The organism is Phormidium sp. FACHB-1136, assembly GCF_014697375.1.
GTDB lineage: Bacteria > Cyanobacteriota > Cyanobacteriia > Phormidesmidales > Phormidesmidaceae > Nodosilinea.
In genome coordinates this window covers 1-13,127 of the sequence record NZ_JACJRS010000020.1, presented here as the reverse complement: position 1 = coordinate 13,127, position 13,127 = coordinate 1, and the positions used below count along the sequence as shown (strand labels likewise).

Sequence of the window (13,127 nt, the reverse complement as noted above, 5' to 3'; positions counted from 1 at the left end):
CACTCTCTGCAAACTTTTGTTAACAAAGCTGGACATGATGCGGATTTGGCTGTGCGGATGGATTGAGAATTTTCACGTTTGACGCGATCTATTTCCCTAGGTTCAGCCTACTGAGGGTATGGGGTCATAATGGTGAATACAGGCTGGGACTTGGCTTTGGCCTAGGGTACCCCTGCCCAGTTATGTTCATGGTGAGGCAGCCATTATCGCGGATTGGTTGAGTTCTAGCGCTAACCCAATGGCAGGTCACGAGCCAGAGGCCATTCGTCCCCTGCCGGAGGCCATGGTGGCCCAGATGGCGGCGGGGCAGGTGGTGGATTCCCTGGCGGCGGTAGTGCGCGAACTGGTGGAAAACGCTATCGATGCCCAGGCGAACCGAATTACGGTGCAGCTTTGGCCGGATCTGGGGCGGGTGCAGGTGGTGGACAATGGCCGGGGCATTGGGGAACATTCTCTCCCCTGGGCGGCGATGGCCCACAGCACCAGCAAGATTCACCATCCCCAGGATCTTTGGCAGGTGAAGAGTTTGGGCTTTCGGGGGCAGGCACTCTACAGCTTGACCCAGGTGGGCGTTCTCACCCTATGCAGCCGTCCAGCCTTCGCCGATCAGGGGTGGGCGGTGACCTATGCCCGCACCGGAGCCCCCCTGTCTTCTCAGCCCATAGCCATGGCACCGGGCACCATTGCCACCGTGGCGGATTTGTTTGCCCGGTGGCCTTCCCGCCGCCAGGGGTTGCCCGCTCCCAGCCGCCAACTCCGGGCCGTGCAGGGGGTGATTCAGGATCTCGCCCTCTGCCATCCAGGGATTACCTGGACCGCCCAAACCAACGACCGCTCCTGGTTTACCATCGCCCCTGGGTCAACCGCCAAGGCGATTATTCCACAACGATTGCATGGGGTGGCGGAGGAAGATTTACGGGAACTTACCACGTCTGGGGTATTCACTGTTTCCCCTCCATCGCTCCATCCATCGATCCATCTAGGCATTTCATCCAATCTATCGCCCGAACCGTCGCCCGAACCGTCGCCCGAACCATCCCCCGAACCATCCCCCGAATCGTCATTTAGTATCTATGCTGTGATTGGCCTGCCCGACCGCTGCCACCGGGCTCGTCCCGACTGGGTGAAGGTGGCGGTCAATGGTCGTGTCATTACCCTGCCCGATTTAGAGCAGGGCCTCATCCACGCCTTTCGACACACCCTGCCTCGCCATCGGTTTCCCCTTTGTTTTCTGCACCTGTCCCTACCGCCCCAGGCCATCGACTGGCATCGCAGCCCCGATAAATCCACCCTGTATCTTCACCATTTAGAGGACTGGATTGCCCAGGGGCAAGCCTGTATCCGGGCTTTGTTAGGCCACAGCCCTATCACCGAGGGCAACCCACGGGTGATCCAGTTGGTCAAAGCCGCCGAGGCCGGAGGGGGCTATGGGGTCACGGCGGGGGCAAGGCCTGGGTTAGACATTGCAACAGAGACCAGGACGGCAGGGGATCCAGCGCCTAGGATCGAGTCGGGTGTCTATCCGGGGGTGAATCTATCCGATCCCCTACCGGAGGCGAGGCCGCTGGGAATGGGCCTGACGGCGGTGGCCCAGGTACAAGGGCGCTACATCGTAGCGGAACAGGGGGATGGCCTCTGTGTGATTGAGCAGCACATTGCCCATGAGCGGGTGCTGTACGAGCGGCTTCAGGATCGATGGTCGGTGGTGTCGCTGGATCACCCCGTGGTGTTGGAGGGTTTGGGCGAAGAGCAACGGGAACAACTTCAGCGGATTGGCATCACTGTGGACCCCTTTGGCCCCCAGCGCTGGGCCATTCGCCAAGCCCCCGCCCCCCTCAAGGATCGGCCCGATCTAGCTGAGGCGTTGATGGAACTGAGCCGGGGACAAAATTTTGATGCGGCCCTGGTGGCCGTAGCCTGTCGCACCGCCCTACGCAACGGCACCCCCCTCAGTCTGCCAGAGATGCAGACGCTCCTAAACGACTGGCAGCGCACTCGCCACCCTCGCACCTGCCCCCACGGACGCCCGATCTGCCTCACCCTTACCGAAACCAGCTTGGCCCGCTTTTTCCGCCGCCACTGGGTGATTGGCAAAAGCCATGGGTTGGGCTAAACCGGGCGATCTAGATAAAAAACTAGGCAAAAAAAATCGACATTCCCCGGAGGGCTTGCCGATTCGTTGTGTGTTCCCTGTAGATGACTCGGTTAATGTTGAGTCTTCCTTAGTATCTATACAAGCGGTGGAAATGCCCAGGAGCCTTGTCACGGCGGGCAGTGAGATCGATCACACCCAGGTGGCTGGGCTGTAACAACTCCGCAAGTCTTGGTTACGAAGCCCACAATCTGAGGCAAGATTGAACTACGGACGACTAGCGAGGCCATCATGGGGCTATTTGATAAAGTGTTTACATCCGACGGCGAAACGGACAGTCCTCAACTGATGGGTGCGGCTGAAGCCATTGCCAGCATTGCCCTGGTGGCCATTGCTGCCGATGGCTACCTAGCCGACCAGGAGGGCCAAGACATGACCATGATGCTGTCGCGGATGCACCTCTTTCAGGGCTACCCAGAGGACATGCTGCATCGTCTGTTTGACAGTTTGTTGATGCGCCTGAAGGAGCAGGGGCCAGCGGCCTTGGTGGATCAGGCCAAGGTGGCTCTACCCTCAGATTTGCGAGAAACCGCCTTTGCCATCGCCACGGATTTGGTGCTGTCGGATCGCACCGTGACCCCCCAGGAGCAGGCGTTTCTGGACGATCTCTACCGCATTCTCGAAATTCCCGGCGATACGGCCCTGCAAATTGTGCAGGTGATGACTATCAAAAACCGAGGCTAAGTCCGGTTGTATCTCCCGAAACCCCATGGCCAAGCCGTCCTCCCCCAGCCCCAGATCCCCTCTCTATGTCTATGGCCTCTGCCTGAGCCCGGATCAACCGCTGGATCTTCCTCCCGGCATTGAGGGCCAAATATCCCTAGTGTCGGTGGGCGATCTGGCGGCCTTTGTGGAAACCGATATTGACCTAGAGGTGATCCAGGCCGATCATCCGCGACTGCTAACGGCGGTGCTGAGCCACGACCGGGTGCTGTGCCACCTGTTTCAGCAAGCCCCCCTACTGCCGCTGCGGTTTGGCACCCAATTTCCCGCCCTCGAATATCTGGAAGCCTACCTAAGCCAGGAACAAGCCACCTACCAAGCCAAGTTTGCCGACCTCGCCGACCGAGCCGAATACCAGATTAAGCTCATACCCACCGATCTCAGCCCGCCGCCGCTGCCGGAGGGACTGAAGGGGCGAGACTATTTTTTGGCCAAGAAGCAAAGTCTCCAGGCGCTCACCGAGGCCCAACAACAGCAGCAGGAGGAACGGCAAGGGCTGATCCAGGCCATCGCCGCCGCCTACGGCAACTCGGTCGTGGATGATGGCAACCCCGAAACCAAGGTGTATCTGCTCCTGTCCCGGTCGCAGCAGGACGCCTTAGCCCAAGCCCTGACCCAGTGGCAGGCCCAAGCCCCCCACTGGCAGATTCACCTCAGCGCCCCCCTACCGCCTTACCACTTTGTTTAACGGTTCCAGGGGGGCGAACCGCATCTTGTAAGATAGGAACGCCCCTTTATGCCCCTTGCACCATGGCTGGCGAAAAACTCTACGAAGGCAAAGCCAAAATTATCTACACCACCGACGATTCGGCGGTGTTGCTGACCTACTTTAAAGACGACGCCACTGCCTTCAACGCCCAAAAACGGGGGCAAATTGCCGATAAGGGCAAGATTAACTGCGCCATTTCCACCTACCTTTTTCAGCAGCTAGAAGCGGCGGGGGTGCCGACCCACTGGCTAGAGACCACCAGCGACCGGGAAATGCGGGTGAAGGCGCTGACTATTATTCCCCTGGAGGTAGTGGTGCGAAATATCGCTGCCGGGAGCCTCTGCCGCCAGACAGGGTTGCCCCTGGGCCAAGTGATCAACCCGCCCCTGGTGGAGTTCTACTATAAAAACGACGACCTCGGCGACCCCCTGCTCACCCCCGACCGAATGCGGCTGATGGCCCTGGCTACCGAGGAACAGATTGAAACCCTGCGTCGTCAAGCCGAACACATTAACCAAATTCTGACCGCGTTCTTTGCCAGTTGCGCCATTACTCTGGTGGATTTCAAGCTGGAATTTGGCCTCGATGCCGATCAGCGTATTCTGCTGGGGGATGAAATCAGCCCCGATACCTGCCGCCTGTGGGATCAATCCACCCAGGACGAAACCCAGCGGGTGATGGATAAGGATCGCTTTCGCCAGGATCTAGGGCAGGTGGAACAAGCCTACCAGCGTGTGCTAGAGCGAGTAATGGCACAGGCCAGTCAACATTGAAATCCATCAATGCGGTAGAATTTGTCCGACCATTGGGCTGAGGTGTCCAAGGGCCAAGGTATTGCTGTCTCGATTCGGCAAGGAATCGGCGTGTGTGATGTGTGGATGTTGTTAGTAGGTGTGATTGGATGCAGGTATCTCCTAGGTTTTTAGCGTTGCTGACCGCGTCCGGGCTAGTGGGGCTGTTGGCTTCGTCGGCCCAGGCCAATCCTGGTCTAGCGGAGTCCCCTGCGGTGGAAGCTGAGGCGGTGGAGATCTTGCCCCCAGCGGCCCTATCCGCCGAGACCCTCCGGCCCCCGGCCCCCCAAGCCGTGGTTCCGGCCACGGATACCCCGTTGCCTGTGGGGCTACCGGAGACGACTCCCCCGGTGCCCGTTAACACGGTGACGGAGGATGTGCAGGCGATGGTGGAAGCGTTCCGCCCCAACACCCCGGTGGATGTGGCCACTGACTATCCCCAGCCCACCCTCGATCTCAGCCAAAGCCCCAGCTTGCAGGGGGGATCCCCGATGGCTGAGCCCTCTGACCTGGCTGAGTCCTCCGACTCTGACGGTACGGCCCTGAGCCAATCTGGCCCCCGTGAGATTAGCCCAGAGGAAACTCAGCGGATTTTAGATGGAGCTGTGGAGCGGCGCAGCCAGCCCCAGGGTTCACCGCCGCCTACCCCTGAACCCGTAGAGGGTCAAGATACGGACGCCCCAGAGGCAGAGGTAACTGAACCCGAAACGCCCCCCGCCGCCGCTGAACCCGAAGAACCGAGGGTGTTGGTGGCCGAGGTGCTGGTGGAGGCTCCTGAGGGAGACCTAACGCCGGACTTGGTGAATTTGGTCTACAGCGTCATCGAAACCCGTGCCGGACGAACCACCACCCGTACCCAGCTTCAGCAGGACATTAACAGTATTTTTGCGACCGGATTTTTTGCGGATGTGGATGCCCGCCCCGAAGACACCGACCTGGGCGTGCGCGTCACCTTTTTGGCCCAGCCCAACCCCGTCCTCAGCGATGTGCAGGTCACGGGCAACGACGTTCTGCCGCAAACTGTGGTAGATGAGATTTTTGCCGATCAAAAGGGTGAGATCATCAACCTCCTGACCTTTCAGGACGGCATTCTGGAACTGAATCAGTGGTACCAAAACAACGGCTATGTGCTGGCTCAGGTCGTGGCGGCCCCCCGTGTTTCCGACGATGGCGTGGTCACCCTGGAGGTGGCCGAGGGCGTGGTGGAGTCCATTGAAGTCCGGTTCTTCAATGATGAGGGTGAGTCGGTGGACGAGGAGGGCAACCCCCTACAGGGCCGCACCCATGCCTACATCATTACCCGCGAGTTTCAGACCCAGCCGGGGGATGTGTTTAATCAAGCCCAGATTGAGCGCGACTTTCAGCGGGTGTTTGGACTACAAATTTTTGAGGACGTGACGCCCGGTCTAGAACCAGGGGATGACAACCCCCGCCAGGTGAAACTGATCGTCAACGTGACCGAACGCAGCACTGGATCGGTGGCGGCGGGCCTAGGCTTCAACTTCACAGGGGATATTTTCGGCACCGTCAGCTACCGCCAGGATAACTTTGGCGGTAACAACCAAAAGCTCAGCGCCGAAGCCCAGGTGAGTACACGGGATTTGCTGTTCGATGTGTCCTTCACCGATCCCTGGATTGCGGGCGACCCCTACCGTACCTCCTACACCGCCAACGCCTTTGCCCGACGGGCCATCAACCTCAACTTTGATGGTGGCCCCACCCCCATTGACCTACCCAATGGTGATCGGGTACGGATTCGACGATTGGGAACCGGGGTGACCTTTAGCCGCCCCCTAGAGGCTGGCTGGACGGTGGCCGTGGGTACCCGCGCTCAGGTCGTCTCTGCTCGTGATGCCGATGGGACGATTAATACCGTGGACGCAGCGGGCAACCCCCTCACCCTCAGCGGTACTGGCACAGATTTTCTGTGGACATTCCCGGTGAGCGCGACCCTAGACCGACGCAACGATCCCTTTAACCCCACCAGGGGCAACATTTTGCGCCTAAACAGCGAGCAGTCTGTGCCCCTGGGCAGGGGCAGCATTTTTATGAATCGCCTCCAAGGCAGCTATAGCCAATATATTCCAGTCAGTTGGATCCGCTTCAATGACGGGCCTCAGGCGCTGGCCTTTAATTTTCAATTGGGTACCATCCTCGGTGATGCCCCTCCCTACGAAGCCTTTGCCTTGGGTGGTACCAACTCCATCCGAGGCTATGAAGAAGGAGACGTGGGCGGGGGGCGCAGCTATGCCCAATTCACGGCGGAGTATCGGTTCCCCCTGTTCTCTTTCCTGGGCGGGGCGCTGTTCTTCGATGCCGGGTCTGATCTGGGCAGTGGTAACGCCATCATCGGAGCACCGGGGCCATCGCGGGGCAAGCCAGGTAGCGGCTTTGGCTATGGCTTAGGGGCAAGGGTGCAAACCCCCCTTGGCCCCCTGCGCATTGACTACGGCTTTAGCGACAGTGGCGAAGGCCGCATCCACTTTGGCATTGGGGAGCGGTTCTAATGGTCAGCACTAACCCCCTTGCGGCTCTGGGCGTTACCCCAGACCAAGCCGGATTAACCGCTCACCAGAATGCTCTCAGCCCCGTAACGGCCACCCTCGCCGCAGCGGTGCAGCGGCGAGGGGTCGGTCTCCATTCCGGTGTGGTCACCACCGTTACCCTGCGCCCAGCCCCAGCCCAAACCGGGCGAGTTTTCATCCGCCAAGATCTCCCCGGTCAGCCCCACATTCCGGCCCAGTTGGCGGCGGTGGATCAAACCCTACTGTCCACGGAACTGCGGCGGGGGGAGGCCACCGTGCGCACGGTGGAGCATCTGCTAGCGGCCCTGGTGGGGCTGGGGGTAGATCACCTCTACATTGACCTAGACGGCCCAGAGGTGCCCCTGCTGGATGGATCGGCCCTGGGCTGGGTGGAGGCGATTCGGGAGGCGGGTCTGGCGATTCAGGGGGAACCTATCGCCCCCTTGACCCTGGCCCAACCCATCACCCTTCAGCAGGGCGATGCTTGGATAGCGGCCTTTCCCGCCGCCGCCCCCCGTCTCACCTATGGCATTGATTTTGAGGTCGCCGCGATTGGTCACCAGTGGTTTAGCTGGCAACCCACCGCCGATCCCCTGGCCCCAGAGGGATTTGCCGAGGCTATTGCCCCGGCCCGTACCTTTGGCCTAGCCCACCAAATCGAGGCGCTCCAGCGTCAGGGGTTAATTCAAGGTGGCAGTTTAGAGAACGCCTTGGTGTGCAGCCACGAGGGTTGGGTAAATCCGCCCCTACGGTTTGAGCAAGAACCCGTGCGCCACAAACTGCTGGATTTAGTGGGGGATTTGGGACTGCTAGGCCGCTTGCCCCAGGCCCATGTGGTCGCGTACAAAGCCAGCCATCGCCTCCATGTCGCCCTCGCCAAGGCAATCCAGAGTTCAGCCCTGGAATGTCCCCTAGGGGCGGTATAGTGACAGAATTAAAAGGCTGTGGGCCTGTTTGACACCACCCCCAACGTCGCTTGGGCACCATTGACTGTGGCCTAGAGACGGCCCCTTTGCTGATAGGAGCGTATCGACATCACCGTGATTGAAGCCACTTCCCCTAGTCCCCTACCGTCCCCCTCCCCAGCCCCCAAGACCGAGGCACAGAATGCCGCTGGGGTGAAAACCACCTATGCCGCCGAGGAAATCCACGCCCTGCTGCCCCACCGCTACCCCTTTGCCCTGGTGGATCGGATTATCGACTATGTGCCGGGGAAACAGGCCACGGGGATTAAAAACGTCACCTTCAACGAGCCCCACTTCCAGGGACATTTCCCTGGACATCCCCTGATGCCGGGAGTGCTGATTGTGGAGGCGATGGCCCAGGTGGGCGGCGTGGTGTTGAGCCAAATTGAAGGGGTAGAAGGGCTGTGCGTGTTTGCCGGGATTGACAAGGTGCGATTTCGTCGCCCGGTGGTGCCTGGGGATCAGTTGATTATGACCGTGGAACTGTTGGCGATTAAGCGAATGCGGTTTGGCAAAATGCGGGGGCGGGCCGAGGTAGACGGCCAACTGGCCTGTGAGGGGGAACTGATGTTTTCTGTAGTGGATCGCTAGCGTAACCCGGACAGAGCATCGATGACCGTACCGTTGTATCTCAAGTGCTGGCTTCTGGAGGCAAGTCGTTGACTACTACTCTGATTCACCCAACCGCCGTGATTCACAGCGGGGCCAGCCTTCATCCCAGTGTCAAGGTCGGCCCCTACGCGGTGATTGGCGAGCAGGTCACCATTGGCCCCGGCTCCGAGATTGGAGCCCATGTGGTGATTGATGGCCACACCACCCTAGGGGCGCACAACCGCATTTTCCCTGGAGCCGCTATTGGCCTAGAACCCCAGGATTTGAAGTATGCCGGGGAGATCACCTCGGTGGAAATTGGCGACCACAACCTGATCCGCGAATGCGTCACCATCAACCGCCCCACCACAGCGGATGCGGTCACCCGTTTAGGACACCACAATCTGCTGATGGCCTATTCCCATGTGGCCCACAACTGCATCGTGGAAGACCAGGTGGTGATTGCCAATTCCGTCGCCCTGGCGGGGCATGTTTATATCGAGTCCTGGGCGCGAATTAGTGGCTTGGTGGGCATCCATCAGTTTGTTCACATTGGCCGCTATGCCTACATTGGCGGGCTCAGCCGCATTGACCGCGATGTGCCCCCGTTTACCATGGTGAACGGGAACCCGGCCCTAGTGCGAGGGCTGAACCAGGTGGGCTTGCAGCGGGCCGGACTGGCCGACCAAAACCATGGCCAGGACTACCGCCAACTGAAACAGGCTTACCGGATGGTCTACCGTTCCAGTCACTCCATGGCCGAGGCACTGAGCCAGTTAGAGCCCTGGGAAGAGAACGTGCTTGTGGGCCACTTTAGGCAATTCCTGCGCGATTCCTCCCAGCAGCCCAACCGCCGGGGGCCAACCCCCAGCCGCAAACGCCCCAGTCGATCTATCGAGGCAGACTAGGTATGGGTGATCCGACCATAGCGGCAGGCTCCCCCCGGCAAATTTTCATCAGCACCGGGGAGGTCTCCGGCGATTTGCAGGGGGCCATCCTCGCTGAAGCCCTGCACCTGGAGGCGGCAGAACGGGGCATCGCCCTGGCGATCACGGGTCTGGGGGGGCCACGCATGGAACGAGCCGGGGTGGCCCTCGTGGGGGATACCACAGGTATTGGATCCATCGGCATCTTTGAAGCCCTACCCTACCTCCTGCCCACCCTGCGGCTACAACGACAGGCAAAACAAGCGATCCTAGCCCACCCCCCCGATGCGGTGGTATTGCTGGACTATATGGGGCCAAATATGGAAATGGGGCGTTTTTTGCAGGATTACCTGCCCCGGGTGCCGATTACCTATTACATCGCGCCCCAGCAGTGGGTGTGGGCTTTTTCCGAAAAAGACACCCACAAACTGGTGAGCTACAGCGACCAGATGCTGGCGATTTTTCAGGCCGAGGCCGAGTACTATCAGCATTTTGGGGCTAAGGTGACCTGGGTGGGGCATCCCCTGGTGGATCGCTACCCGACCCCGCCCGATCAACGGGAGGCCCGCCAACGGCTAGGGCTAACCGCTGACCAAACCGTGATCACCCTACTGCCCGCCTCCCGTCGCCAGGAGGTGAAGTATTTGCTGCCCACGCTGATCCAGGCGGCCCAGATCCTTCAGCAGCAACTCCCCGATGCCCTGTTTTTAATCCCTGTTTCGGCGGCGGAACTGCAACCCCGCTTTGATCATGCCTTCACCCAGGCGGGGCTGCGGGGGCGTCTGGTCATCCCAACCGCCGATTACCAGCCCACCGACGCCATCGCCGCCGCCGATGTGGCCCTGACCAAATCCGGCACCGCCAACCTGGAAGTGGCCCTGATGAACGTACCCCAGGTGGTGGCCTACCGCATCAACCCCATCAGCGCTCGCATTGCCTACTATGGGCTCAACTTTAGGTTGCCCTACGTGTCGCCCGTAAATCTAGCGGTGAACCAACGTATTGTGCCGGAGTTTTTGCAGTGGGAAGCCACCCCAGAAGCCCTAGCAACGGCGGCCCTCGATTTACTACAAAACCCCACCAGCCGCCAAACTATGCTGGCGGGCTATGCCACCCTGCGCCACACCCTAGGCCACCCTGGAGCCTGTCGGCGGGCGGCTGGGCTGATTTTGGATCAACTCTCCATGGTTGGATCGCCTGGGGTAGGGTCGCGGGAATAGAGGTTCTGTTGAAACGCCCCCATCTTCACTACAATTGGTATGCTTTCTCGCCAACCGGGTGAGAAGGCCATGGACACCGTGGTGAGAGGAGAACTGTGTGAGTATACCGGAGTTATTTGAACGGGGCGGCATTGCCATGTGGCCGCTGCTGCTGCTGTCGATTCTGGCGGTGGGCACGATTCTAGAGCGGATCTGGTTTTGGTCCCGGATCCTAACCCGTGAGCGAGAGGTTTCGGGACGGGTCATCGAAGCGGCGCAACGGGATTGGTTGGCCGCCGCCGACATTGCCAAACGATCGAGCCCTTTGCCCATGGGGCGGTTTTTGTCCTCCGCCCTCAATCTGCAATCCCCTGACCCAGAGGTGTTTCGGCTGGCCCTAGAAACCGCTGCCAACGAGGAACTGGCGACCATGGGCAAGGGCGACAAAATCCTTGAGGCCGTGATTGCTCTTTCACCGCTGCTGGGGCTACTGGGCACGGTGCTGGGCCTGATCAACTCCCTAGGATCCATCCAAATTAGCGACCTGGGCAGCGGCGATGCCACCGCTGGCACCTCCCTAGGCATTAGTGAGGCGCTGATTAGTACTGCCGCTGGTCTTATTATTGCCATCATTAGCCTCGCCTTTTATCGGTTGTTCCAGGGCTTTATTTTTGGCCAAGCCAAGATGTTTCGACAGGCGGGCAGTGAGCTAGAACTGCTCTACCGCCAAAGCTGGGCCCAGGGCAAGGTACACAGCCTAGGGCCAATAGCGGATGTCCCCCAATCTCCCGCGACCGATGCGGGGGCTGAACCCACTACCCCCACGGAGATCCCCACCCTATGAAGGTCGATCTGCTCGATACCCCGAAGGAGGATGTGCGACTAGAGATCATCCCGCTCATCGATGTGATCTTCTGCATCCTGACCTTTTTTATCCTGGCGGCGGTGGGGCTCACCCGTCAGCAAGCCATTGACCTAGATCTGCCCTCGGCCCAAACGGGACAGCCCCTACCAGGTCAGGTAGGCCAAGGCGGCATCAGTGATCGCCTCTACGTCAGCGTGGATAACCTGGGCCAGGTGTATCTCGACCAGCAGCCCGTCAGCATCGATCTGCTCTACGACGTACTGGTGCAGTTCAACCAGGTGAATCCGGGCGGATTGATGGTGCTCTACGCCTCCCGCGATGCTCGCTACGAAGATGTGGTGACGGTACTGGATGTGCTGCGTTCCGTGGGGGGAGATCGGGTGGCCCTGGCCACGTTGCCCAGGGATATTGACCTCAGTGATCCCAATGCCACCACGAACCCATTTCCGGGACTACCACCCCAAGAATCTCCCCTCGATAGCACGCCCAGCCTAGACATCCCTGACTTTGGCCCCTCCGAGGGTTTGGACAATTTGGACGGTCTACCTAGCCCCAGTCTGCCCTTCAACCCCTCCGAGGGACGCTTGTCTTCCCCGCCCCCATCGAATTTACCCTCCGATGGCCCGATCTCCGATTAGCGGTTACCTCGCCTGCCCTCGCCGGAGTATTAGCGCATTGGGGAATTGGGATATCAGAGGTGAACGGGTTAGCCTAGCCCAGCCAGTTCATCCCCCCCAGAATCAATAGCACGACAACCACCGTGGTCAGCCAGCCCACTCGGCCCCGCAGGGCGTTAATTTCCGCCGCCTGTCGTTCTAGCAGCGGTGCTTCGATGCGGGGGGGCAAGGCCACAGGAATAGGGGCAACATCGATTACCTCATCCGGGGCATCCCCCTCAATCAGCGGCGGGCCATCAAACCGCAGCAGGTTAAACAGCCAGCGGGTAATGAGCCAGGGGCAGTTGCGGCGAAACCAGCGCAGGGCAAACACCCGAAAAATCGGTTTACTGAGGCGGGCAATCCCCTTCAGGGGCCAGCGCAATATGGCAATGGGCACCCGCTGATCAATCAGCCGCATCGAACCCACATCGTAGAGGCAGTCGAGGATAGATTGGGCGGTGGCTTCCTCTCGCTGAATCAAATTCTCCAGCAGTCGCATCACCTCCTCCACGCGCTCGATTTCCGTCTGGCTGAGGGAGGCCAGGGGGTGAGGCGGATAGGGGGGACGTTCTTGCATAGGCGGCGACCGCGAAAGCCCTGGGGCTTTCCATGGGGGCAATGATAGGATCAATAACAAAGGTAGCCATGGTAGGCCAGCGTTTTAAGGCAACCTTTGAAGCCAGCGTTTAGGCATCTATCGTTAAGTCTACTGGCTGTCCTTTGATCCCCGCCGCTATTTCTCGGATGATTTTCAGAGCTGGTTCAAGATCAGCCCTCTCCCCCAGTCCCGCTCCCATGGGGCTGCTACGTACGGGGACGTTGATTCTAGTTCCCCCCTTTTCAAAGGGGCTAGGGGGGATCAATCCCTGGCAAGGTCGGCTGATATAGCAGCCCGCAGGCAGGTTAGGACAATACGCGGAAGGCATTGTCGAGGGCATCCCACAAGGTGTCAAACTGGTGCAAGGTCTTTCGCACGTAGTGCTTGATCCGTGCCCAAAACTTCTCAATTTTGTTCAAGTCAG

At 59.8% G+C, this 13,127-nt stretch carries 12 protein-coding genes; 11 read left to right on the top strand and 1 reads right to left on the bottom strand.

What is annotated here, in order from left to right:
- Nucleotides 1-238 precede the first annotated feature (238 nt).
- From mutL to H6G62_RS08185, 11 genes are all read left to right on the top strand, one after another.
- Entirely contained in the window at nt 239-2,113 is a 1,875-nt protein-coding gene (gene mutL / locus H6G62_RS08235; protein WP_190493939.1) for a DNA mismatch repair endonuclease MutL, read from the top strand.
- Nucleotides 2,114-2,401: 288 nt separating this feature from the next.
- Nucleotides 2,402-2,836, top strand: coding sequence for a tellurite resistance TerB family protein (locus H6G62_RS08230; RefSeq protein ID WP_347239312.1), 435 nt, complete (start codon nt 2,402-2,404; stop codon nt 2,834-2,836).
- Nucleotides 2,837-2,861: 25 nt separating this feature from the next.
- Nucleotides 2,862-3,563 (top strand): GvpL/GvpF family gas vesicle protein, encoded by a 702-nt coding sequence (locus tag H6G62_RS08225; protein WP_190493936.1) that lies wholly within the window; start codon nt 2,862-2,864, stop codon nt 3,561-3,563.
- Nucleotides 3,564-3,625: 62 nt separating this feature from the next.
- A complete protein-coding gene (gene purC / locus H6G62_RS08220) occupies nt 3,626-4,357 on the top strand; it encodes a phosphoribosylaminoimidazolesuccinocarboxamide synthase (RefSeq protein ID WP_190493934.1) in 732 nt (243 codons plus the stop codon).
- Between the two features lie 155 nt (nt 4,358-4,512).
- The gene (locus H6G62_RS08215) at nt 4,513-6,882 is read left to right on the top strand and encodes a BamA/TamA family outer membrane protein (protein ID WP_242051889.1); all 2,370 of its coding nucleotides are present in this window, start codon (nt 4,513-4,515) and stop codon (nt 6,880-6,882) included.
- Nucleotides 6,882-7,826: a UDP-3-O-acyl-N-acetylglucosamine deacetylase gene (lpxC, locus tag H6G62_RS08210; protein ID WP_190493928.1), complete on the top strand. Its 945-nt coding sequence runs from the start codon at nt 6,882-6,884 to the stop codon at nt 7,824-7,826. Before H6G62_RS08215 ends, lpxC begins: the two co-directional genes overlap by 1 nt.
- 192 nt (nt 7,827-8,018) lie before the next feature.
- Nucleotides 8,019-8,456, top strand: a complete 438-nt coding sequence (fabZ, locus tag H6G62_RS08205) for a 3-hydroxyacyl-ACP dehydratase FabZ (RefSeq protein WP_347239314.1) — start codon at nt 8,019-8,021, stop codon at nt 8,454-8,456.
- A 68-nt stretch (nt 8,457-8,524) separates the two neighbouring features.
- Nucleotides 8,525-9,364: an acyl-ACP--UDP-N-acetylglucosamine O-acyltransferase gene (lpxA, locus tag H6G62_RS08200; protein WP_190493926.1), complete on the top strand. Its 840-nt coding sequence runs from the start codon at nt 8,525-8,527 to the stop codon at nt 9,362-9,364.
- Between the two features lie 2 nt (nt 9,365-9,366).
- Nucleotides 9,367-10,602, top strand: coding sequence for a lipid-A-disaccharide synthase (lpxB, locus tag H6G62_RS08195; RefSeq protein ID WP_190493924.1), 1,236 nt, complete (start codon nt 9,367-9,369; stop codon nt 10,600-10,602).
- Nucleotides 10,603-10,699: 97 nt separating this feature from the next.
- Nucleotides 10,700-11,425: a MotA/TolQ/ExbB proton channel family protein gene (locus H6G62_RS08190; protein ID WP_190493922.1), complete on the top strand. Its 726-nt coding sequence runs from the start codon at nt 10,700-10,702 to the stop codon at nt 11,423-11,425.
- Nucleotides 11,422-12,084, top strand: coding sequence for a biopolymer transporter ExbD (locus H6G62_RS08185; protein WP_190493920.1), 663 nt, complete (start codon nt 11,422-11,424; stop codon nt 12,082-12,084). The genes H6G62_RS08190 and H6G62_RS08185 overlap by 4 nt, the downstream gene beginning before the upstream one ends.
- A gap of 73 nt (nt 12,085-12,157) precedes the next feature.
- Here the strand turns inward: H6G62_RS08185 and H6G62_RS08180 are convergent, their stop codons facing one another.
- On the bottom strand, nt 12,158-12,682 hold the full coding sequence (locus H6G62_RS08180) for a hypothetical protein (RefSeq protein WP_190493918.1): 525 nt from the start codon (nt 12,680-12,682) through the stop codon (nt 12,158-12,160).
- Between the last annotated feature and the right edge of the window lie 445 nt (nt 12,683-13,127).

Bases quoted from the DNA above. Each gene is read 5' to 3' on its own strand.
- mutL (WP_190493939.1), top strand. From the start codon at position 239: ATGGCAGGTCACGAGCCAGAGGCCATTCGTCCCCTGCCGGAGGCCATG.
- H6G62_RS08225 (WP_190493936.1), top strand. From the start codon at position 2,862: ATGGCCAAGCCGTCCTCCCCCAGCCCCAGATCCCCTCTCTATGTCTAT.
- purC (WP_190493934.1), top strand. From the start codon at position 3,626: ATGGCTGGCGAAAAACTCTACGAAGGCAAAGCCAAAATTATCTACACC.
- lpxC (WP_190493928.1), top strand. From the start codon at position 6,882: ATGGTCAGCACTAACCCCCTTGCGGCTCTGGGCGTTACCCCAGACCAA.
- lpxB (WP_190493924.1), top strand. From the start codon at position 9,367: ATGGGTGATCCGACCATAGCGGCAGGCTCCCCCCGGCAAATTTTCATC.
- H6G62_RS08185 (WP_190493920.1), top strand. From the start codon at position 11,422: ATGAAGGTCGATCTGCTCGATACCCCGAAGGAGGATGTGCGACTAGAG.
- H6G62_RS08180 (WP_190493918.1), bottom strand. From the start codon at position 12,682: ATGCAAGAACGTCCCCCCTATCCGCCTCACCCCCTGGCCTCCCTCAGC.